Below are 21,413 nucleotides of genomic sequence, written 5' to 3'. Positions count from 1 at the left end.
CCGAGGCCGACCACGGGCGCGGCCCCGGACCGCACGGTCGCGGTGATCCGCCGGGTCGTGGTCCGGAGCGTTACTCGCCGAGCGGGGAACGCCCGCGCGCGCCCGCGCTCCACACCGGCTCCGGCCCCCGCTCCCACTCCGGCTCCGGTAGCCCGTCGAGTGCCGACCGTGCGGCTACCTCGCCCTCCTCGTAGGCGTTGGCCCGGGCCTCACGGACGGCCTCGTGGAGCTGCCGTACGGCCTCGCCGGTCCGCCCGAGGGCGGCCAGCGCCTCACCGTGCAGGGTGCGCAGGACCACCCGGCGCGGGGCCGCCAGCAAAGGCGCGGCGAGGGCCAGCCCCCGGGCCGCGTGTTCGGCGGCTTCGGCCGGGGCGCCGACCGACAGCAGGTGCTGGGCGAGGTGTTGGTGCGCCAGGGTGACGGTCTCGGTGAGGCCTTCCCGCTCGGCCAGGGCGAGCGCGTCGGCCAACAGGCCGCCGGGCCGCTCGCGGTCCCCGTACCGCATGAGGGCGACGGCCAGGTTGATCCGGGCGACCGCCTCCCCGGCGAAGTCCCCGGCCCGGACGGCGAGATCGGGGGCGCGCTCCAATCGCGTCAGGGCTTCCTCGGGCCGGCCCTCCTCGGACAGCACCCAGCCGAGCAGCGCCGACGCCCGGGACTGGGCCGCCGGATCGCCGTCGAGTTCCGCGGAGGCCAGGCCCTGTTCGAGCAGCGGCACCCAACCGTCGCGGACCTGCCACACGATGAGCGGCCACTGGAGCAGGACGAGCCGCCAGGCCCGGTCGTGGAGGCCCGCCGCGACGGCGGCCTCGACCGCCGCCCGCAGGGTGCCGCGTTCGGCGGAGTACCAGGCCAGGGCTGCCGTTCGGTTGGCGAACCGGCGGATCTCGGCCGAGCGCCGGGCGCCGGGCGGGAGGGCGCAGCACGGCTCGCCGCCGGGCTCCGCGGCCGCGCACGCCGCGAGCAGGGTCTGCACCCAGTGGTCGAGCAGGCGGAGCAGCCCGGCGGGTTCGTGATCGGGTGCCAGGCTGCGGGCGAAGAGGCGCACCAGATCGTGCAGCACGTAGGACCGGGGGCCCGTCTCGACGACCAGCTGGGCCGCGGCCAACTGGTCCAGCGCCCGGGCGGCCTGGAGCGGCGGACAGTCGGCGAGCGCGGCCGCGGTGCAGGTGTCGAGCGTGGCACCGGTGTGCGGGCCGAGGTGGTGGAACAACCATCGTGCCGGTTCGGGCAGGTGCCGCAGGCTGAGGCCGAGCGCGGCGGCGACGCCGGTGTCCTCCGCCCGGAGCAGGTCCAGCCGGTGCTGCTCGTCGGCGAGTTCACCGGCGAAGGAGGCGAGTCCCCGGTGCGGACGGGTGGCGAGCCGGGCCGCGGCGACGCGCAGCGCGAGCGGCAGTCCGTCGCACAGGCCGGCCAACCGCGCGGCGGCTTCCGGTTCGGCGGCCACCGGTTCCGGGCCCAGCACGGCGGCCAGCAGCGCCGTCGAGTCGGCGGCGGGCAACGCGCCGACCTTCACCGGGCGGGCGGCGTCGGTGGCCACCAGCCCGTCGAGCCGGTCGCGACTGGTGACGAGGGTGACGCACTCGTCCCCGCCGGGCAGCAACGGGCGGATCTGCTCGGAGTCGACGGCGTTGTCCAGTACGACCAGTAGTCGGCGCCCGGCGGTCAGTTCGCGGTAGCGGGCCCCGAGGGCGGCGGGCGACCCCGGCATCCGCTCGACCGGGACGCCGAGCGCGAGCAGGAACTCGCGGAGCACGGCGCGGGTGTCGCGGGCCGGGGTGGGGCTGAAGCCGCACAGGTCGGCGAAGAGCGTGCCGTCGGGGAAGTCGGCTCGTCGTCGGTGCGACCAGTGCACGGCGAGCGCGGTCTTTCCGACGCCGGCGCTGCCCGTGAGGGTGACGATGGAGCCCGGCGCCGCGCTCGTGATGCGATCGAGGGCGGCGAGTTCGTCCTGCCGTGCGATGAAGCCCCGTGGCCGGCGGGGCAGCAGCTGGGGCGTGGTGGCGGGCCCCGCGGCGGCCGCGTGGGCCATGGCGGCGGGCGGCAGGGCGGTCCCGTTGTCGACGTCCGCGTGGGCATGGGCGTGGGCATCGGCGTCCGCGTCGGTGTCGGGGTGGGCCCGGGCGTGTGCGTCCGTGCGCAGGAGGGCGTGGTACGCGTCGATGAGCACCGGTGCGGGGTCGACGCCGATCTCCTCGGCGAGCAGCTTCCGCGTGCGGTGGAACCGGTCCAGCGCGTCCGCCTGCCGGCCCGCCCGGGCCAGCGCCAGCATCAGTTGCGCCACGAGCGGCTCGCGCAGGGGGTGCGCAGCGGCCTCGGTGCGCAGCACGGCAGCGGCCGCGCCGTGGTCGCCCAGCTGCCCGTACGCGCGCGCCAACGCCTCCACTGCCGTCAGCCGCAGCTCCTCCAACGCCTGCGCGGGTGCCTCCAGCGGTGCACTGTGCACGGTCCCGGCGAACGCCGGCCCCTGCCACAGCCCGAGCGCCTCGCGGAGGACCGCCACGACCTCCCGCGGGTCCGAGCTCCGCCGGACGAGCCGGAGCGACTCCTCGAAACGGTGGGCGTCCACGAGCGTCTCCGGCAGGCGCAGCCGGTACGCCGCGCCCTGGGTGAGGAGTTCCACGCCGTGCGCGGCGGCGTCGTACTGCGCGAAGACCGCCCGGAGCCGGGAGACGTGCCCCTGGAGCACGGTGCGCGCGTGTCGCGGCGGCTCCTCGTCCCACAGGGCCTCGGTGAGCCGCTCGACACCGACCGGCGCGTTCGGGTGGGCCAGCAACATGGCCAGCAGGCTCCGTCGTTTGGCAGGGCCGAGCGGGAGCGGACCTCCGTTCGCCGTCGTTACGGAGACCGGCCCCAACACACGGAACTGCACAGACCCCACCCTTGTCGATCCGTACTGCTTCGTACCGTTCTGTTCACGTAATGACGGCCCCCGCCCGAGGATAAGTCGGATTGTTCCGGCGACATGAGTACGCCCTCGGCCAAACATGGAACGCATGTTCCGCTCTCGAATGCACAGGGGGTCGATGCGGCATCGGCGGAGCGTTAGCGGACCGTTAGAGCATCGTTTGCGGCCGGTGGAAGTGTTCGGGGCGTCAAGTCGTTCCGTCATCCCGATTGGGGAGTACCCACATGACCTTGGCCATCCTCCGCCGCTCCGCCCTCGCGGTCACCACGCTCGCGCTCTCCGGGGCCGCCCTCGCCGGCGTCACCGCCGCCCCGGCGCAGGCGGCGGCGCCCGCCGCCGCTGCCGGCTTCTGTCACGTGTCCGGGCTCGGCGGTGACTACATCTGCGAGTACGGCGAGGCCTGGATGACGTACCCGGCCGGAAACCGTCAGGTCTTCATCGTCGGCACCGACTTCGCGGTGTGGACCCGCTGGCAGTACGCCGGGGGCTCGTGGAGCGACTGGACCTCCATGGGCGGGACGGTGCGCAGTGGGGTCCGCATCGAAGGCAACAACACCTGGAACCCGACCATCTCGATCGTCGGCATGGACGGTGAGCGCTGGTCCCGCCACCGCCTGAACAGCGGCAGCTGGACGCCCTGGCAGAACTGACCCGCGCACCCCCGGCGGGCCGCCACCCGCCGCGCCCAGGGAGAGAGCGGTACGCCCGTGACGGGGGTGTCCCTGGCACGGCGGCCCCACCCCGACCCCCCGTGCCCGACCTCCGACCCGCCGGGGCCGGCCGCCACCCGAGGTGGCCGCCGGCCCCGCGCCGCGCCCGCCGCATCCGATCGGCGCCGCCCGCATCCGGGAGCCGCGCGCGGGCGGAAGAGAGGGCACGGGAGGCGGCCGGTCGATCCCGGGTTCCGGGCCCTCCCCGCGCCGGGTGACGTCGAGACCACGGGGAGGCCGGACGTGACATCGTCCGCAACACCTGCACCGCCACCGCACAGAACCGGAAGCCGACGGTCTCTCGTCGCGTTCCTCGCCGTGACGTACGGCGTCGCGTTCGCCGGCGCCCTCGCCTCGGCCGACGCGGGCACGGTCTACCGTTCGCTGGAGCTGCCGTCGTGGGCACCGCCCGCCTGGGTCTTCGGCCCGGTCTGGACCGTGCTGTACGCCACGATCGCAATCGCCGCCTGGCTGGTCTGGCGCCGTCCGGACCGCCCGCGCGTACGGCGGGCCCTCACCTGGTGGTCCGCCCAACTCCTCCTGAACCTCCTGTGGACACCGCTGTTCTTCGGTGTCCACAGGTACGGCTTCGCCCTGGCCGACATCCTCCTGCTCCTGGTCGCCATCGGCGTCACGGCGGCCCGCTTCCGGCCCCTGCACCGCGCCGCCGCCGTGCTGCTCCTGCCGTACCTGCTGTGGGTGGCCTACGCGACGGCGCTCAACGCGGCCATCTGGCACCTCAACCCGTAGACCGGGGCGGAAAGGCGAGAGGCGAGAGGCAGGAGCCGGGAGGCGGGAGGCGGGAGCGTCAGAACGCGTAGAGGGCGTTGCCGTTCAGGGTCGCGGACATCACGCACGCATTGCGGAAGGTGTGCTTCCATGCGACGCGGCCGTCACCCCATGCGCCGTCCGCGGTGATGGTGACGGGGTCCTGGCGCCTCGAGCACGCCCGGCCCGGATCCGGAGCGGCCAGCAGGCGGTCGAGCTCGCCTTCGGTGGCGTTGAGGGCGTCGCACGCGGCCCGGGGGGCGGGGTGCGTGCCCTCGGCGGTGTAGCCACAGCTGAGGACCACCGCCCGCAGGACCGTGCCCGTGGCGACGTCGTCCCCCTGCATGACGGTGAGGACCATCGCGGAGGGTCCGTGCGGGCTCGCGGGGCTCGCCTCCGCCAGGCCCGCGGTGCCGGCGAGGCAGAGGAGAGTGGCGGCGGAGACGGCGGCTAAGCGGTGGCGCATGACAAGGCCCACTTTCGGATCGAAGGCTGTTGGGGGCGCTAGAACTTCCATGTAGCGCTCAAGCGAGCCTGAGCCTGCCAGGCGTGAAGGACCTCCGCACATGGGCGGTCGAATTACGGACAGTCCGTTCGGATGTCGGAGACTCGAGGGACGTTCCCGCAGCTCCCGCCGGGTGCCCGCAGGCCCGCGCCACGCAGAAGCGCGGTGCGTCGACCGGCGTGACGCGACCTCCCGCACCTGCGGCCCAGGTGGCGGCCGCGCACGGTGCGCCGAACGGCCCACCAGGGTGACCGGATCGATGCGGTGACGAGCCCGCGCGCGGGCCCGGACGGTCCGCGGACCGTTCGGCTACCGGGTGAACCGCCTGACGGCGAGCCGGCTTCCGCGCGCCCGCTCCGGTCACCCGGTCCGGTCAACCGGTCCGGTCAACCGGCCTTCAGACGGCGGCCGATCTCCTCGGTCATGCGGCGCTGGAGTTCGGCCAACTGCTCGTTCGTGTAGCCCGTCAGGTCGCCGGGGTCCCCCGGGTTCTTCGCGCCCTCCTGCTGCTGTTTCTGCTGCTCCCGGCGTTTGAGCTCCTGCTCCTCGGGCGATCCGGGCACCGCGTAGGCGCACCGGATGAGTCCGCCGTCGGCGGCCTTCAGACAGGTCGCCTCACGGCCGCCCACCTGGCCCTTCCCCTCCACCCGGTAGCGGACGTTCTGCTCGCTGCCGACGGTGGCCGTCCACGTTCCGCCCCCGGTGGGCACGACCTCGAACACCTGGTCGTCGTTGTAGCAGCAGACGTCCCGGTACTCCGCCTTGATCAGGGCGACGAGCGCCTTCGGGGACGACCACGCCGGATCGAGGCGATGGACGGTCATCGGGGCGAGCCCGCCGCCCTGGTGGCGGGTGGGCACCGTCGACACGGCCACGACCGAACTGGCCTCCCCCTGCGGGGTGAGCGGAGTGACGTACGCGCTGCGCCCGGCTTCTGCGGCGTACCGCATGGTGAACTCGGACTCGTTGCCCTCGTTGGCGCCGTCCTCGGAGGCGTCCCACCCGCTGCGCTCGAACCACCAGTCGCTGAAGCCGCCCACCGCGGCCGTTCCTTCCCGCTGGCGGGCCGCGAGGCTGATCGGATAGGACGGGCCGGGAACGGCGGAGGTGTCGGTGGTGACGGTGAGCTTCCCGGTCCGCCCGTCGTAGAGCGCGACACCGGCCGGGCGCTCGGTCACCACGAGGATCCCGGTCTGCCGCTTGAGCGGGACCACCACGACCGGCGTGCCCTGCGAGCAGGTCACGTAGGCGTCGTCGGCCTCGAACCGGACCCAGCGCTTCTCGGCGGAGATCTTCCTGCCGAGGTTGTGGGTGAACCAGCCGCTGATCCGCGCGTCCGCCTCGGACACGTCGAAGGGGCAGCGCTCTTGGCTGCGGCTCTCGCCGCCGAGGGGGACGTCCTGCACGAGGCCGACCTCGTACCCGGCCAGCCAGCCGCGCCGCTCGACCAAGGTGGCGAACCGGTCCGAGTCGGGCAGGTAGGTGATGTCGGAGATCTCGCCGGTGACATCGCCGAGGTGCGGGGCGGCCTGCGCCTTGCCGGCCACGTACGGCACCCGGGCCGCCAGAGCGGGTACGGGCTCGGTCACGACCTGCGCGGTGGCCATGTAGGCACGGTCCTGCAGGTACGAGCCGTACACCAGCCAGCCGATGGTGAGGCCCAGCCCGACGACGGCGCCCAGGCACCCGAGGGCGACGGCCGCGTTCCCGGCGCCCGCCCCGTGCCCCGCACGCCGCCGCAGCCAACCGACCACCAGCGCGGCCACCGCGGTGGCCGCCGCGGCCAGCAGGGGCAGCGCGAACCAGGCGAAGAGCTTGCGCAACTCCCAGACCGCGATGGTGGTGTAGTAGGAGGCGTACCAGAGTACGAACCCCACCGGCAGAACCACGATCCCCACGCGCAGTGCCCGACCCATCAGCGCCCCCGCCCCTCGGCCCCACCCCAGTGCGTCCGATTCTCCACCCCGGACCGGAGCATGTCACCGGCTCGTGCGGACGCACGGGATTCCACTGACCGCCCTCCCCTCGGGGGGCTACTGTACGAGCACGACGAGTTGCACACGGTCACCCGAGGAGGAATCCTGTGCCATCGCCCTGTGACTCCAAGCACGCTGCCGTCGGCGATGTGGGTGCGGCGCTCATGATGATCGACTCACGGCTCAAGGCCATCTACTCCGGCAAGGCCGGGACCGACCCCGAACAGCAGCAGCTGATCGACCAGTTCACCGCGTCACTGGGCCCCGAGGAGGCCGAAGACCTGGTGGACGGCGCGTGCACGCTCATCTACATGTTCGTGCAGTGGCTGCGGATGGCCCACGAGGAGCAGGACAGCGACGTCATCGAGTACGTGGTGCCCAGCTTCGTGGCCTCGCTGCGCATGATGCCCAAGAGCGTCCGCCCCGAGGTCATCCCCACCATGGTCGGCCTGGTCGTCGCGGCCGCCACCGGCCTCAGCCCCAACCTCTGGCGCAAGCAGTACGGAGATTGGACCGGCGACGAGATGAACTCCCTGGAAGCCACGGCCCTGCTGCTCGCGGAGCACATCAACCGGCTGACCGGAGACCACGACTTCGCCACCCGCATGGTCACCGAAGCCCTGTCCCGCTCGAACCAGGACTGACCGACGCCGTCTTCGCGCGTGCCCGACGCCCCTCCGGCCCCTGGACGGCCCCTCCCCTCACCACCGCCCGTCGGTGCGGGACCGGCGGGCGGGGCGGCCGTCGGGGGCTTCGGCGAGCCAGGAGCCGTCGCCCAGGGGGACCCCCTCGTACGGGTGGGTCACGCCGAGGGCGATCTCGCCGCCGAGCGTGCCCGTGCGCACGTCGACGAGGTGATGGCGGAACCATTCCTCCGCGTCCGGGCGTTCACCGCCCAAAGTGACCACGGCCGTGTCCGGAGTCAGGTAACCGCCGCTCCATTCCACGAAGGTGTCCTGCGGGTCGTACCCGAAGGCATCGACGGACAGGGTGAACAGCACCTCCCCGCCGGGGTGGTGGTGGAAGGCGACGTCCTCCTGCCCGTGGTCGACGGTCATGAACTGCTGCCCGCCCGGCGCCAGGTCGATGAGGCAGCGGTCCGGCCACGGGTACGTCACGCACTGCGGTACGCCGTCGGCGCCGGTCACACCCCTGAGGACGACGGACCCGTCCTGACCCTCGCCGATGCTGAGGTACACGCTGCCGTCCACCGGGTGCACGCAGTGGGAGCCGCCGTGCCCGACGGTCTCCAACTCCCGATCGGCGAGGAGCTCCCCGGTGTCGGCGTCGTACACGACCCACCGGTCCGCGCGCCCGCGCCCCGCCATCACGTCCGGCCGCTAGACCCACACCGTGCGGCCGTCCAGGGACAGCGAAACGCCGGTCCGGTGGCCGTGGCGGACGTCGGAGTGCGGCTCGAAGGACGACGCCCACACCACGTCACCGGGGCGCGCGAGGCAGACGACTCCGTTCGGCGTCGCGTACACGACCCGCTCCAGATCGGGGCCGGACCACGGACTCCGCGACCTCGTCGCCGGCGCGCGGCCGGAAGACCGCGGCGGGCTCCAGCGTCCCGAAGGCGCCGGGGACCACCGCGTAGGCGTGGATCTCCCCGTCGCGGTGCCGCGCGATGGCCTTCGGAGGCTGCTCAGGAGTCATCCGCCGAGGCTAACGCGCCGGCTCTAGACCTTCGTCAGGGGGAGGCTCCGCGGGTCGGCCGGGCGGGGTACGAAGACCGGGGAGTCCGATTGGTAGAAGAGGTCGATGTCGGCCTCCTCGCCGCCGACGATCAGGGTGTCCCAGGCGCCGCTCTCCCGCAGGGTGCGCAGGGTCGCGGGGGCGATCGGGGCGAGGTGGGAGCGGAGTTCCCCGTCCGTGGGCAGGCCGGGCAGCCGGGATCCCAGCCGGTCGCGGATACCGGCCATCCGGTCCAGCAGTGCGTCCAGGTCGCTCCCGTCCGCGGCCCCGGCACTCGCCCCCGCACGGGTACTGGCGCCGCCGGCCTCCGCGCTGCGCGCGATGATGTCCTTGATGGCGCGGGTGACGCCCTGGTCGTCGGTGGTCACCATGGCGTTCCAGGCCCGGCTCTTGTGCCGGTACTGGAGCATGGACATGGCGGCCTCGTGCCGGATGAAGTCGACGTCCCGCAGCGGCTTGCCCTGCCAGGCGCGGCTGAGCGAACGGGCCAGCGAAGTGGCCGAGGCGAGGCCGCTGTTGAGGCCGCGGCCCGGCCAGAAGTGGATGGCGTTGGCGGCGTCGCCCAGCAGGAAGCCGAAGGTGCCGGGGCTGGTCGCGGTCGGCCGGTGCAGCTGCGCCGTGAACCGCGGACGCTGCACCATGTCCAGCCGGAACGAGGTGATCGCCGACAGGTCCTCTTCGGCCACGCCGAACAGGCGCAGGCCCTGCCGGATCTCCTTCCACAGCGGGGAGCTGCGCAGCAGGGCGGGCAGGAAGAGCGTGCCGTGGGTGGGGCAGCGGAACTCGTTGTCCTCCTCCTGCCGGCTCATCAGGCAGGGGCGGGTGGCGATGCACTCTTCGAAGACGTGGCGCACCGGGTCGATGCCGATGACGTTCTTGGCCTCCTCCCGGGTGAGCCGCATGTTCAGGAAGCCCTCGCCGCGCAGCGAGTTGAGCAGGAAGCGGTTCTGCGACACGGTGAGCAGCACGCTCATCGGGTCGGGCAGCTTCGACGTGACCCGCAGCCCCAGCACGACGTCCTGAAGGTGTTCGCCGTCGAGGGAGTAGATCGAGGCGTCGGCCGCGCCGAAGCGGTCGGCGTAGTGCTCGCGGGTGCGGGAGCGGCCGCCCTCGCAGATCACGAGGACGTGTTCCTGGGTGAGCCGGTTCTGCTGTTCCGTCACGTCGAAGCGTCTGGGGACGAGGCGGATCGCCGTCCGCCGGTTCGCCAGGTCCAGCAGTCGGTCCTCGATGTGGGCGATCCGGATGTTGCGGGGCGGACGGCCGTCGACCGAGTCCGGGCCGACGGGCCACATCTCGGAATAGGAGCCGCCGTCGTCGAACAGCGCGCCGAGGACCTCTTCGGACAGGGCGAGGTACTGCCGGCTCTGGACGGTCACCACCTGCTGGCGGCGGAAGTTGCCCTGGGTCTCGTCCTTCCAGACGACCGCGGAGCCCCTTCTGGTCCAGCGCCCGTCGTAGAGGGTGATGGCGGTCCTGCCGGGCAGCATCTCGTCGAGCGCCAGGGCGAAGGCGAGGCCCACCGGGCCGCCTCCGGTGATGGTGACCCGTAGCGTGCCGGGGTCCGCGGCACCGATCCGGGGGACGTCCAGGAGGGAGAGGTCCATGACCGTTTCCATGGCGTCCTGCGCCTCATAGAGGAACGTTTCGTCACCGATCCGGATGCAGTCGTTCGGGCGCAGCACGTGCCGGGTGACGCGCTGGTCGTTGACGAACGTGCCGTTCCGGCTGTCCCGGTCGTAGAGGACGAACCCCGGCGCCTCCGTGAGGATCTCGGCGTGCAGCCGGGAGGCGCTGGGACTCACGATCACGACGCCGTTGTCGTTCTTGCGCCCGAAGCTGAGGGGCTCGCTGCCCAGAACCACGCTCTGCCCGGTGAACGGACCCGTGCGCCCGACGATGACCGATGGCACTGCACACCCCTTGGAAAACGACACTGCTGCTGACTCGTACGACAAGAACACGCCGTCGAGAACGTGTTCGGTTCAACCATTTCTTGGAATCTTTTGAGTCCTGCTGAACCGGGGGCCCGGTCGGTACGTGATGCTCGCGTCGGCCGGCGATAAGAGGAGAACCACCCCCATGTACGACGAGGAAACCGAGACCGTGACGGAGACCGCGCTCGCGGCCACCACCCCGGCAACGGGTCCGGTGGGCGGGGAACCGCTGATCGCGGGCCGTTACCGGCTGTTGTCCAGGCTGGGCGAAGGCGGTATGGGCACCGTGTGGCGGGCCCTCGACGAGACCCTGTACCGGGAGGTCGCCGTCAAGGAGGTGCGGGCCCCGGCCGGTCTCGGGAGCGATGACATCGCCCGCATGTACGGCCGGCTGCAGCGGGAGGCGTGGGCGGCGGCCCGGATACCCGACCGGAATGTGGTCACGGTCCACGACGTGGTCATGGAGGACGACCGGCCCTGGATCGTGATGGAGCTGATCCGCGGGCAGTCGTTGGCCGATCTGTTGCGGGCCGAGGGGTCGCTCACCCCTCGGTACGCCGCGCACATCGGCGCGGAGGTACTGGGCGCGCTGCGCGCCGCCCATGCCGTCGGGGTGGAGCACCGGGACGTCAAGCCGGCGAACGTGCTGCTCGCCGACGACGGACGGGTGGTGCTCAGCGACTTCGGGATCGCGATGGTCGAGGGCAGCACCCATCTCACCATGACCGGCGAAGTGGTCGGCTCCCCCGAGTACCTGCCGCCGGAGCGCGCGCTGGGTCGCCCCTCGGGCCCCGAGTCGGACCTGTGGTCCCTCGGCGTGATGCTGTACGCCGCCGTCGAGGGGGTCTCCCCGTTCCGGCAGGACAGCGCGCTGAACACCCTGCGGTCCGTCGTGGAGGAGGAACCGCCGGCAACGACGCGCGCCGGGCCGCTCGCCCCGGTGATCGCCGGACTGCTCCGCAAGGAGCCCGAGCAGCGGACCCCGGCCGCCGAAGCCGCCGAGGCCCTACGGGGCATCGCCCACGTACCGGACGCCACGACCGCCGCCGCGGCCCGCGTCCTGCCGACCCCTGCGGAAGGGGCCGCGGCCGAGGCGCCCGCCGAGACCTCCACGGTCACCGCCCCGCCCCGCAAGCGCCGTACGGCGGCCTTCGTCGCGGCCGGCACGGCCGCCTGCGTACTGATCGGCGGCGGGATCGCCTACGCACTCGCCAGCAACGACTGGAACACCGCTCCCGGTTCGGGCGTACAGGTGTCGGTGGCGGGCTCGAACACGGCCTACACCGGCAAATGCCCGATCCCCGAGGGCCGGGCCCCGTCGTTCACCGCGACGTTCACCGCGTCCGAGCCGACGCTGATCTCCTACCGCTGGGTGTCCGGCGACGGCTCGGTGGTGGATCCGCACTGGCGCACCCTGTCGATCGGGGAGAAGACCGACCCGACGGGACGCGACACCGTGAGCCTGACGACCTATGCGAAGAGCGGCACCCTGGCGACCGGCATGGCCGTGGAACTCCAGAGCCCCGTCCGCACCACCTCGAACCCGGTCCCCTTCAGGATCACCTGCACCAGCTGAATCCCGCACGGGCCCGGCCGGCGCCGGCGTTCGGGACCGTCACGTTGCCTGGGTCTCGGCCGCCTCGACGTTGGCGATCATCCTGCGCAGCACCTTGAGGGCGGCCACGTACTCCTCGTCTCCGATGCCCCGGTGAATCACGGCGCGCTGCTCGGTCACCAGCTGCCGCAGTCGCGCCCGGGCGGTCTCCCCGGCCTCGGTGAGGTGGAGGAGCTGCCTGTCGTCGGTCGCGAGCCAGCCACGGTGGAGCAGCTGGTCCACGACCCGGGCGATCTCGTGCGGTCCTTCCGCGAGCGGTGTCAACTGGGCGACCACTTCCTCACGGCCGGGCGCGGGAAGTCCACTGTTCACCCGGTTGAGCACCCAGTACTGCGGCTGGGTCACGTCGATCCTGGCCATGGCGTCCCGCAACTGCCGGGTGACCGCCGTGTGGGCCAGGCCGCTCCAGTACCCGATGGGCTGGGTGGCCAGCATCTCGTCGGTGGCGGCCGGATCGGCCGGCGCCTGGTCGGTGGTGGTCGTACCGGTCAGCGGTTTCATGTTCACGACGCTACACACCCCCGGGCGCCGTCTTCACCGGCGGCCACCGGCTCCGGCCCCGGTCGTAGGAGCCGGCCAGGTGGCGACGTCCCGGAAGCCGGAGGTGGTGGCGAGTGCGCCCCAAGTCCCCTCAGCCAACACGTCGATGCGGTGCGTCCCCTTGGACGGGGGGAGGTCCGGGACGGCAGGGGTCTCCCGAGCGCCGAGTCGCCGCTAGGGCGGGGCGAACGCGGCCGTCTCGTAGGACGTGGGGGCCGTGCCGTCGTCGCGGTCGTCGCCGACCCCCGGAGTTCCCGGCCCCGCTGGAGTAGGAGGCGCCGCGACCGGCCCGCGTCCGGTGGGCGACCTGGGACCACCACCGTGACGGCACGCTCCTCGGCGAGACGCCGGTCGCCCCCGCCCCGGACGGCTCGGTCCACCGGTTCGTCCCGGCGCCGGAACGCGCGGCCGCCGGCTTCCGCTGGACCTGGTGGCCCAATGCCGGGGTGGGCCGTTCCGGTGGTCCCGTAAGCGGGTTCGCCGCCGGAGCGCGAGGGGTACGGCGGCCTTCCCCGGTGCGGAGACCATCCTGAGGGTGCCGTGCGGCCCCGCCGCTGCCCCCGCCCCTCGATCCCGGCCCGCCGGGAAGCTACGGAGACCGATGTCCCCGACCGTCGCCCCCGAAGCCACTGCCGCGGCCCTGGTCCGCCGCCCCCAGCTGTGGCTGGTCCCCACGATCCTGACGGGGCTGCTCGCCCTGCTGCTGTCGCTGCTCTACATGGGCGGCATCGTCAATCCCAACGCCGAACTGCGCGACCTGCCCATCGCCCTGGTCAACGAGGACACGGGCCAGCCGCCGCCGGGGCAGCAGCAGAACCTGGGTACGCAGATCACCGCCGCCATCGCCTCGGACCCCGCGGGCGGCAAGGCGGACTGGCGGGAACTGAGCCTCGCCCAGGCCCAGGACCAGCTCGACTCCGGTCAGGTCTACGGCGCGCTGGTGGTCCCGGCCGGCTTCACGGACTCCGTCACGGCGCTCCCCACGTCCGGCGCCACGAAGCGGCCGACCATCACGGTGCTCACCAACCCCGGCAAGGGCAGCCTCGGGTCCTCGTTGGCGAGCCAGATCACGACGCAGGCCGCCCACCGCGCGTCCGGCGCCGTCGGCGAACAGCTCACGGCCGCGGCCGGCGGCCGGGCGAGCGCCACCGCGAAGCTGCTGCTGGCCGATCCGATCGACGTCGTCACCCGGGTCGGCCACCCGATCGGCGCGCACAGCGGCCTCGGTCTGACGGCCTTCTACTACACCCTGTTGCTGGTGCTGGCCGGGTTCATGGGCGGCAACGTCATCAGCAACGGCGTCGACACCGCCCTCGGCTACGCCGACAACGAGATCGGCCCCTGGCACACCCGCCGCCCGACGGTGCCGATCGACCGCACCCAGACGCTGCTCCTCAAGATGCTGATGACCGCGGGCATCACGCTGGTCAGCGTTTCCCTGGTGATGCTGGCCTGCATCGGCATCCTGGGGATGGACGCCTCCCACCTGCCCCTCCTGTGGATCTACTCCTACTGCGCGGCCCTCGCCGTCGGCCTGGGCGTGCAGGCCATCAACGCCGCCTTCGGCGGGATCGGCCAGCTCGTGTCGATGTTCGTGTTCATCGTGCTGGGTCTGCCGTCGTCGGGTGCGACCGTCCCGCTGCAGGCGGTCCCCGGCTTCTACCGCTTCCTCTCCCACTTCGAACCGATGCGTCAGCTCAGCGACGGCGTGCGCGCGATCCTGTACTTCGACGCCCGCGGCGACGCGGGGCTCAGCCGCTCCTGGATCATGATCGCGGTCGGCACCGTACTGGCCCTCCTGTTCGGTTTCGCCATGACCGCCTACTACGACCGCAAGGGCCTCAAGCGGCTCACGCCGCAGCCCGCCTGACGCCTCGGGCGGGCCTGCCGTCGACGTACGTGGCGACGACCTCGATGGCTCCGATCCGCGAGGGCTCGACCCGCCTCGGGTCGTCGCCCAGTACGGCCAGGTCCGCGCGCCGACCCGGGGCGAGGGTGCCCGCGCTGTCGTCCCAGTGGGAGGCGTAGGCGCCCGCCACGGTGTAGGCGTGCAGGGCCTCGTCCACGGTGATGCCCTCGTCGGGACCGATGAGGGCCCCGGAGGCGGAGGCCCGTTCCACCATGAACTGGACGGCCCGCAACGGCGACCCGTCGGTGACGGGGCGGTCGGAGCTGCCCACCAGGGTGACTCCGTGGTCCAGGAAACCCCGGCCCCGGTACATCCAGGGAGCCCGGTCCGGGCCCAGCACGGCCGCGTAGTCGTCGCCGAAGGAGCGCAGGAAGTGCGGCTGGACCACTGCGCTCACGCCGAGGCGGGCGAAGCGCGCCAGCTGGTCGGGCCGGACCAGGCCGGCATGTTCGATGCGGTGCCGGGCGGTGGGGCGGGGCCGCAGCCGTTGGGCGCGTTCGATGGCGTCCAGGGCCAGGTCGGCGGCGCGGTCCCCGATGGCGTGCACGGCGAGCTGCCAGCCGGCCAGGTGACCGTCGACGATGGTGTCGGCGATCCGCTCGGGGTCGTCCTGGAACTCCCCCGTGTGGTCGCTCCCTTCGTAGGGGCGGGTGAGTGCGGCCGTACGGGCCATCATCCCGCCGTCGGTGTAGACCTTGAGCGCGCCGAGGGAGAGCCAGTCGTCGCCGAAGCCGGTGCGCAGGCCGAGGCCGAGCGCGCGGGGGATCCCGTCCGAGGCGTGCGCGGCCACGGGCCGCAGGGTGTCGGCGGCCGCCATGAGCTGGACCCGCAGCGGCAGCCGCCCCTGGTCGCGCAGGAGTTGGTAGGCGCCGAGCTCGACCGGGCTGTGGCCGAGCAGGCCGCCGCCGATGCCCGCCTCGGCGCAAGCGGTGACGCCTTCGGCGAGGCAGGTGCGGCCGGCGTGCTCGATGGCGTCGGCGATCTCCTCCTGCGCGTAGGGCAGGCGCAGCCGGCGGGCGGCGGTCATGGCGCTCTCGGCGAGGAAGCCCTCGCCGTGGGCGAGTTCGCCGGGGAGCAGGTCGAGGACGGTGGTGTTGACGACGCAGCCGTGTCCCGAGTCGTGCAGCATGAACACCTTGCGGCCGTCGCTGACCTTGTCGAGTTCGGCGGCGGTGAGGTGGCGGCCGAGGGCCCGCTGGTCGTAGCCCCCGACGTCCACCCATGCGCCGCGCGGTTTCCGGGCGACCGCCTCCGCGACGACGGCGAGCACGTCGTCGACGCGTTCGCAGGGCGCCACGCTGGGGGTGGTCGCCTTGAGCCCGGTCCAGGCCAGGTGCACGTGGGAGTCGATGAATCCGGGCAGCACGGTGGCGCCTTGGAGGTCGACGACCTCACGGGCGGGCAGCGAGGTGACGGCCTCGTCCAGGCCGACGATCCGGCCGTGCCAGATGCCCAGGTCGTGGGCGACGGGGTGGTCGGGGTCCATGGTGAGGAAGGTGGCGTTCGTCAGCCTGGTGCAGAGCATGGGTGCTGGTCCTCAGGGGGTGGGCGCCGTACGGGAGGCCGGTACCGGGACGCGGCCGTGGGCGACGATGGACTGGAGGATCTCGCCGACCCTGACGGCGGTGTTCGACAGCAGGGAGGACGTGATGCCGTGCGTGTGCTCCGTTCCTCCCTGGAGGTAGATGCCGCAGCGCAGTTCGGGCTCGCTCTCGACACGGTAGTCGCGTGCCACGCGGACGCGGCCGAGTCCGTCGCGCCGGCAGTACTTCTCGACGTCCCCGAGCAGTCCGAGGCCGTCCGCCGAGCGGTATCCGGTCGCGTAGACCAGCGCGTCGGCCGCCAGGGCCTCCTTCTCCCCCGTGACCAGCGACTCGACGGTGACGCGCACGTGGTCGGGGGTCTCGGTGACGTCCGCGAGCCGTGACACCTTCAGGAAGCGCAGCCGCTCGGTGCCGAGGACCTTCTCCTGGTACTCCTGCCGGTAGAGGTCGTCGATGAGGTCGATGTCCACCACGGAGTAGTTGGTGTTGGCGTGGTACTCGATCAGCTTGCGCTTGATCTCCTCGGGGGCGGTGAAGTACTCGTCGACCGCCGAAGGGTCGAAGATCCGGTTGGCGAAGCCGCTGTCGTCGGCGGGGCTGTAGCCGTAGCGGGAGAAGACGGCGCACACCTCGGCCCGGGGGAAGGTGCGGTGCAGGAAGGCCACGTTCTCCGCGGCGCTCTGGCCGGCGCCGACGACGACGAACCGGGAGGGGTCCGCGCCCCCCAACGCGGCGACCCGCGTGAGCAGTTCCGAGGTGTGCCAGATCCGCTCGGTGCGGTCCACGCCTTCCGGCAACTGCGGCCGCAGGCCGGTGCCGATCACCAGGTTGCGCGCCCGGTGGACCACGAGCTCGGAGCCGGAGCGGGCGGTCACGTCCACGTACTCGATCGCCCCGTCGCGCAGGACGGGACGTACGGCGACGACCTCGGACCCGTAGGAGACCATGTCGTCGACCTTGGCCGCTGCCCACTCGAAGTAGTCGTGGAACTCCACGCGCAGGGGGAACAGGCTCTTGTGGTTGACGAAGTCGATCAGGCGGCCCCTGCTCTGGAGGTAGCAGAGGAAGCTGTACTCGCTCGCCGGATTGCGCAGTGTCACCAGGTCCTTGAGGAAGGACACCTGCATCGTGGCGTCGTCGATGAGCATGCCGCGGTGCCAGCCGAAGCGGGGCTGCTGCTCGAAGAAGTGGGCGGTGACCGCCTCCTGCGGTCCGACACCGGCGTTGTGTTCGCTGAGCGCGATCGCCATGGCCACGTTCGAGGGGCCGAAGCCGATGCCGATGAGGTCGTGGATCAGTGGCGCATCATCGGACAGATCCTGTGACATGTCACTCCCAATCGTGCGGGGGGCAGCCGATTGCCGTGCGTGGGGGAACCGGGGGCAGGGCACGCCGAAGGAGCAGAGCCCGAGGAGAACTTAGGGAAGGCTAACCTGACAACGTGGTGCTGTCGATGGGCAAATCAGATCGAGCCTTCATCGACGGCGAGCTGAACTCTCTTCAAAACAAGGGATGTTGCACAGTTAGGTAAGGCTTGCTTTACTCGTTGTGAAATCTGTCGCCGCTCCAAGGAGGAACCCCATGCGGGTCGTCATGTTCGGCTATCAGACGTGGGGGCACCGCACCCTGCAGGCCCTGCTGGAGTCCGAACACGATGTCGTTCTGGTCGTGACGCACCCGAAGAGCGAGCACGCGTACGAGAAGATCTGGAGCGACTCGGTCGCCGACCTCGCCAACGACCACGGCGTCCCGGTGCTCATCCGCAACCGCCCCGACGACGAGGAACTGTTCACCCGGCTGAGGGAGGCGGAACCGGACATCATCGTGGCGAACAACTGGCGCACGTGGATCCCCCCGCGCATCTTCAACCTGCCCCGCCACGGCACCCTCAACGTGCACGACTCCCTGCTGCCCAAGTACGCCGGCTTCTCCCCGCTGATCTGGGCGCTGATCAACAACGAGCCCGAAGTGGGCGTCACCGCCCACCTGATGAACGACGAGCTCGACGCCGGCGACATCGTGGTCCAGCGCGCCGTACCGGTCGGCCCGACGGACACCGCCACCGACCTGTTCCACAAGACGGTCGACCTGATCGCGCCGGTCACCGTGGGCGCGCTCGGCCGGATCGCCGCCGGCGAGACCGACTTCACCCGCCAGGACCGGTCACAGGCCAGCTTCTTCCACAAGCGGTCGGCCGAGGACATCCGCATCGACTGGAACTGGCCGGCCGAGGACCTCCAGCGCCTCGTCCGCGCCCAGTCGGCCCCCTATCCGGCAGCCTTCACCTTCCACCGCGGCAAGCGTCTGGAAGTGCTGGCCGCCGTCGTCTCCGAGGGCCGCTACGGGGGCACGCCCGGCCGCGTGTTCTACCGCGAGGGCGAAGGCGTCGTGATCGTGTCCGGAGCCGACGCCCGCACCGGCCGCAACCACGGCCTCGCCATCACCCGGGTGCGGACCGAGGAGGGCGAAGAGATGCCCGCCACCGACTACTTCACGACCATGGGCGGATACCTGACCAGTCACTGACCCTCGAGGTCGACCCGGTACGTCCCCCTCCCCGGGGAGGGGGACGTACCGGTGAACACGCTGCGTCTCGAGCGACCTGGTCGTGCACCGCCGCGTACGGACGTGCGTCCGCCGCTCCATCCGTCTCCTGCGGGAAGGCGTGTTGGTACAGGGTGGGAGTGCCCACGTTCGTTCGATAACATCCCCACCATGACGCGCGTAATATACCCAGGCTCTTTCGACCCGGTTACAAATGGACACCTTGACGTCATTAGGCGCATCGGCGCCATATATGACCAAGTAGTGGTCGGCGTTATGGTCAACATAAACAAGAAGTACCGCTTCACCGTCGAAGAACGCGTGGACATGCTCCGCGAAGTGACCGCGGACCTGGACAACGTGCGTGTGGAATCGTCCAGCGGCCTGCTCGTGGACTACTGCCGCAGGGAGAAGTCCACGACGGTCGTCCGGGGACTACGAACGGTCAGGGACTTCGAGGGTGAGATGCAGCTGGCCCAGATGAATTACGGTCTCGCCGGCGTGGAGACCGTATTCATGATGACGAGTCATCAGTACAATTTCTCGTCCACCCTCGTCAAGGAGGTCATGGACTCGGGCGGTGACGCGTCCCACCTCATCGCGCCGTCGGTCCTGAGCAGGATGAAGGCGAACGCTGCCGCGTAAATGGCCCCTCTGGCCATCCGGCGGTACCCGATCCTCACACTTGGGATCCCGCTTTCTTGCATCTATTCCATCATTCGATGAAGGGTTAACCCGACCATGATCGGGAGCGAAGCGGATCTGCTGGCGTTGCTGAGCGAGCTCGATGATCCGGAGCGGCTGGAGTGGCCGCGGCACTACGACCGCGGTGAGACCGCAGCACTCTTCGGTCGTCTGGTGACCCGTCTCGAGAGTGACTTCGCAGCTCGCTGCCCGGCCGAGCAAGACGCTCAGGACTCCAGCGAGTACGGACGCGTCGTCGTACCCGGGGACGCGACTGCATGCGGAACCCGAATCGTCGTCTGCGTGAGTAAGTTCGGCTCACTGGCCCTGGTCTGCGCTGGTGGCACCGCTTCATCGGTGTCTTCTGAGGATCAGACCCACAGGACCAGACCGGTACCCGCCGGGCAGCCGTCGATCACCTCCGGCCCGCACCATGATCAGTACCGGTAAGGTGATACGGAAAGTCCCTTATGCCTTCCACCGGTTCACCGCACACGCCACACCCCACACACCGAAGCGACGCACACCTGTGAACGAGACAGACCGAGCCCCCATCGAAGACGTCCTCTTCGGCGCGATCACCGTCCGCCAGGACGGCCAGGACCGCCTTGAGGTCGACGGCGAGGCGATCCCCCGCGTGAGCCTGGAGCGCGACCCGGCGGCCGAGGCGGACCCGCAGATCGCCATCGGCACCCGTGAACCGGCACACCTCACCATGCGGGTCGACGGCGCGGTGGTCGTGCTGCTGCCGGCGAAGGGCCGCCTGAGCAGGCACTCGTACCGGGTGGACGTGACGTACGACGGAGCGGAATACCGCCTGGTCCCGGACTCCGTCCCCAGCAGCCGCCTGACCCGCGACGGCGTGCACCTGGGCGACTTCTCCTCGGACGGCGACGAGACGGTCATCGCCGAATGGCGGGAGGACCGCGAGGTCCGGCCGGCGGACGCGGCGATCGGCTACGCCCTGGCCTCGGCCTTCGGCACGGGTGCCCAGCCCCTGTGGATGATGGTCGTCGACGGCGTGACCAGCGCACTCCCCTGAGCATCGCCGCGCTGGGCGGGGTCGTTCAGCGCGGAATGACCCAGCCCGGCGCCCAGGTCCCGGCGGCGGCGCGGCCGGCCGCCGTGGCGGCCAGATGGGCGCGGAGGGTGACCAGGGCCGGGTGGGGGTTGTCGCGGTGCCACAGGAGCGAGTGCGGGTAGACGGGCGTCGGGTCGGTCACCGGGATGCGGCGCAGGCCGTGGTCGGCGGGCCAGATGAGGCGGGTGTGCTCGCCCATGAAGGTGGCCAGGGCCGGGGTGTCGGCGATGGTGTCCAGGAGCGCGTCGGAGCCGAAGTTGGGGCCGGTCGCCTCGATGGTGAGGCCGAACTCGGCGACGAGGTCGTCGTAGTAGGCGCCCCACTCGGTGCCGGGGACGATGCCGGGCATCCAGATCCGGTGCCCGGCGAGCTGGGCGACGGTCACCGACCGGGCGCCGGCCAACGCATGGGCGGGGCCGGTGAGGAGCTGGAGCGGCTCGTCGAGCACCCGGACGGACTCGATGTCCTCGGGAAGGGGCCGGCCGGGGGCGGCGACGGCGCGGAACGACGCGTCGATCGCACCGGACCGGATCGCGGCGAGGGCCGTCTCGATCTCGAACAGCATCACCACGTCGAGGTCGACCTCCGGGTACGCGCGGTGGAAGCCGCGCATCAGGCCCGCCTGCGCGCCGCGCGAAGCGATCACGTCGACGCGTAGCGGACGGCGGCCGGGGCGTACGGACGTGACCGCACGCTCGGCGACGCGCAGCAGCTCCCGCGCATGGGGCAGGAACGCCTGACCGTCGATGGTCGGCTCGACGCCACGGGGCGCGCGGGTGAACAGCCGCACGCCGAGGCTGCGTTCCAGTGCGGCGATGCGTTTGGAGACGGCCTGCTGGGTGATCGACAGGTCGACGGCGGCCTTCTGGAACTGGCCCGCTTCCGCAACGGCGACGAAGGTGCGTACTGCTTCGAGATCCACGTCGATCCACCTTAGTGAACAACGGATGGTTGTGGACAGCTGGCCGTGCAGTTGTTTGACCTGCTGCTGTGC

Annotated in this window: 18 protein-coding genes; 8 read left to right on the top strand and 10 right to left on the bottom strand. The window is 71.6% G+C overall.

The genetic code is table 11. From position 1 onward, the window contains the following. Window positions 1-70 precede the first annotated feature (70 nt). Window positions 71-2,860 (bottom strand): AfsR/SARP family transcriptional regulator, encoded by a 2,790-nt coding sequence (locus tag OG386_RS40395; RefSeq protein ID WP_328793529.1) that lies wholly within the window; start codon window positions 2,858-2,860, stop codon window positions 71-73. A 272-nt stretch (window positions 2,861-3,132) separates the two neighbouring features. Here OG386_RS40395 and OG386_RS40390 point away from each other — a divergent pair, with 272 nt between their 5' ends. Together OG386_RS40390 and OG386_RS40385 are read left to right on the top strand one after the other, a co-directional pair. Beyond that, entirely contained in the window at window positions 3,133-3,558 is a 426-nt protein-coding gene (locus OG386_RS40390) for a hypothetical protein (protein WP_266601036.1), read from the top strand. Window positions 3,559-3,936: 378 nt separating this feature from the next. Further along, complete coding sequence (locus OG386_RS40385) at window positions 3,937-4,368, top strand: TspO/MBR family protein (protein ID WP_328792300.1); 432 nt, start codon at window positions 3,937-3,939, stop codon at window positions 4,366-4,368. 58 nt (window positions 4,369-4,426) lie between these two features. On the opposite strand, the gene OG386_RS40380 is transcribed toward OG386_RS40385, so the two are convergent. Both OG386_RS40380 and OG386_RS40375 read right to left on the bottom strand, forming a co-directional pair. Further along, window positions 4,427-4,852 carry an SSI family serine proteinase inhibitor gene (locus OG386_RS40380; RefSeq protein ID WP_328792299.1) on the bottom strand — a complete coding sequence of 142 codons (426 nt, stop codon included), beginning with the start codon at window positions 4,850-4,852 and terminating at the stop codon, window positions 4,427-4,429. 425 nt (window positions 4,853-5,277) lie between these two features. After that, a complete protein-coding gene (locus OG386_RS40375) occupies window positions 5,278-6,768 on the bottom strand; it encodes a hypothetical protein (protein ID WP_328792298.1) in 1,491 nt (496 codons plus the stop codon). 206 nt (window positions 6,769-6,974) lie between these two features. Between OG386_RS40375 and OG386_RS40370 the strand changes: the two genes are divergently transcribed. Further along, the gene (locus OG386_RS40370) at window positions 6,975-7,511 is read left to right on the top strand and encodes a hypothetical protein (RefSeq protein WP_328792297.1); all 537 of its coding nucleotides are present in this window, start codon (window positions 6,975-6,977) and stop codon (window positions 7,509-7,511) included. A gap of 57 nt (window positions 7,512-7,568) precedes the next feature. On the opposite strand, the gene OG386_RS40365 is transcribed toward OG386_RS40370, so the two are convergent. The 3 genes from OG386_RS40365 to OG386_RS40355 form a co-directional block, all read right to left on the bottom strand. Further along, window positions 7,569-8,162 carry a hypothetical protein gene (locus tag OG386_RS40365; RefSeq protein WP_328792296.1) on the bottom strand — a complete coding sequence of 198 codons (594 nt, stop codon included), beginning with the start codon at window positions 8,160-8,162 and terminating at the stop codon, window positions 7,569-7,571. 145 nt (window positions 8,163-8,307) lie between these two features. After that, a complete protein-coding gene (locus tag OG386_RS40360; RefSeq protein ID WP_328792295.1) occupies window positions 8,308-8,526 on the bottom strand; it encodes a hypothetical protein in 219 nt (72 codons plus the stop codon). 23 nt (window positions 8,527-8,549) lie between these two features. Next, window positions 8,550-10,478 carry an FHA domain-containing protein gene (locus OG386_RS40355; RefSeq protein ID WP_328792294.1) on the bottom strand — a complete coding sequence of 643 codons (1,929 nt, stop codon included), beginning with the start codon at window positions 10,476-10,478 and terminating at the stop codon, window positions 8,550-8,552. Between the two features lie 253 nt (window positions 10,479-10,731). On the opposite strand from OG386_RS40355, the gene OG386_RS40350 reads away from it, so the two are divergent. Beyond that, complete coding sequence (locus tag OG386_RS40350; protein ID WP_405790589.1) at window positions 10,732-12,078, top strand: serine/threonine-protein kinase; 1,347 nt, start codon at window positions 10,732-10,734, stop codon at window positions 12,076-12,078. A gap of 39 nt (window positions 12,079-12,117) precedes the next feature. Here OG386_RS40350 and OG386_RS40345 read toward each other — a convergent pair whose 3' ends face one another. After that, entirely contained in the window at window positions 12,118-12,618 is a 501-nt protein-coding gene (locus OG386_RS40345; protein ID WP_328792293.1) for a MarR family winged helix-turn-helix transcriptional regulator, read from the bottom strand. A gap of 640 nt (window positions 12,619-13,258) precedes the next feature. Here OG386_RS40345 and OG386_RS40340 point away from each other — a divergent pair. After that, on the top strand, window positions 13,259-14,527 hold the full coding sequence (locus OG386_RS40340) for a YhgE/Pip domain-containing protein (protein WP_328792292.1): 1,269 nt from the start codon (window positions 13,259-13,261) through the stop codon (window positions 14,525-14,527). Here OG386_RS40340 and OG386_RS40335 read toward each other — a convergent pair. Next, the gene (locus OG386_RS40335; protein ID WP_328792291.1) at window positions 14,508-16,091 is read right to left on the bottom strand and encodes an amidohydrolase; all 1,584 of its coding nucleotides are present in this window, start codon (window positions 16,089-16,091) and stop codon (window positions 14,508-14,510) included. The two genes, OG386_RS40340 and OG386_RS40335, sit on opposite strands and share 20 nt — an antisense overlap. A 12-nt stretch (window positions 16,092-16,103) precedes the next feature. After that, complete coding sequence (locus OG386_RS40330; protein WP_328792290.1) at window positions 16,104-17,438, bottom strand: lysine N(6)-hydroxylase/L-ornithine N(5)-oxygenase family protein; 1,335 nt, start codon at window positions 17,436-17,438, stop codon at window positions 16,104-16,106. 253 nt (window positions 17,439-17,691) lie between these two features. Between OG386_RS40330 and OG386_RS40325 the strand changes: the two genes are divergently transcribed. The 3 genes from OG386_RS40325 to OG386_RS40315 all read left to right on the top strand — a co-directional run bounded on the left by OG386_RS40325 (window position 17,692) and on the right by OG386_RS40315 (window position 20,380). After that, window positions 17,692-18,636, top strand: coding sequence for a methionyl-tRNA formyltransferase (locus tag OG386_RS40325; RefSeq protein ID WP_328792289.1), 945 nt, complete (start codon window positions 17,692-17,694; stop codon window positions 18,634-18,636). A gap of 189 nt (window positions 18,637-18,825) precedes the next feature. Next, on the top strand, window positions 18,826-19,299 hold the full coding sequence (coaD, locus tag OG386_RS40320; protein ID WP_328792288.1) for a pantetheine-phosphate adenylyltransferase: 474 nt from the start codon (window positions 18,826-18,828) through the stop codon (window positions 19,297-19,299). Between the two features lie 568 nt (window positions 19,300-19,867). After that, entirely contained in the window at window positions 19,868-20,380 is a 513-nt protein-coding gene (locus tag OG386_RS40315) for a hypothetical protein (RefSeq protein ID WP_328792287.1), read from the top strand. Between the two features lie 25 nt (window positions 20,381-20,405). Here OG386_RS40315 and OG386_RS40310 read toward each other — a convergent pair whose 3' ends face one another. Further along, window positions 20,406-21,341 (bottom strand): LysR family transcriptional regulator, encoded by a 936-nt coding sequence (locus OG386_RS40310; RefSeq protein ID WP_328792286.1) that lies wholly within the window; start codon window positions 21,339-21,341, stop codon window positions 20,406-20,408. Window positions 21,342-21,413: the final 72 nt, after the last annotated feature.

Source organism: Streptomyces sp. NBC_00273, assembly GCF_036178145.1.
In the GTDB taxonomy this organism is placed as follows: domain Bacteria; phylum Actinomycetota; class Actinomycetes; order Streptomycetales; family Streptomycetaceae; genus Streptomyces.
The sequence above is the reverse complement of the archived record's forward strand: the minus strand, read 5'-3'. Positions and strand labels throughout refer to the sequence as shown.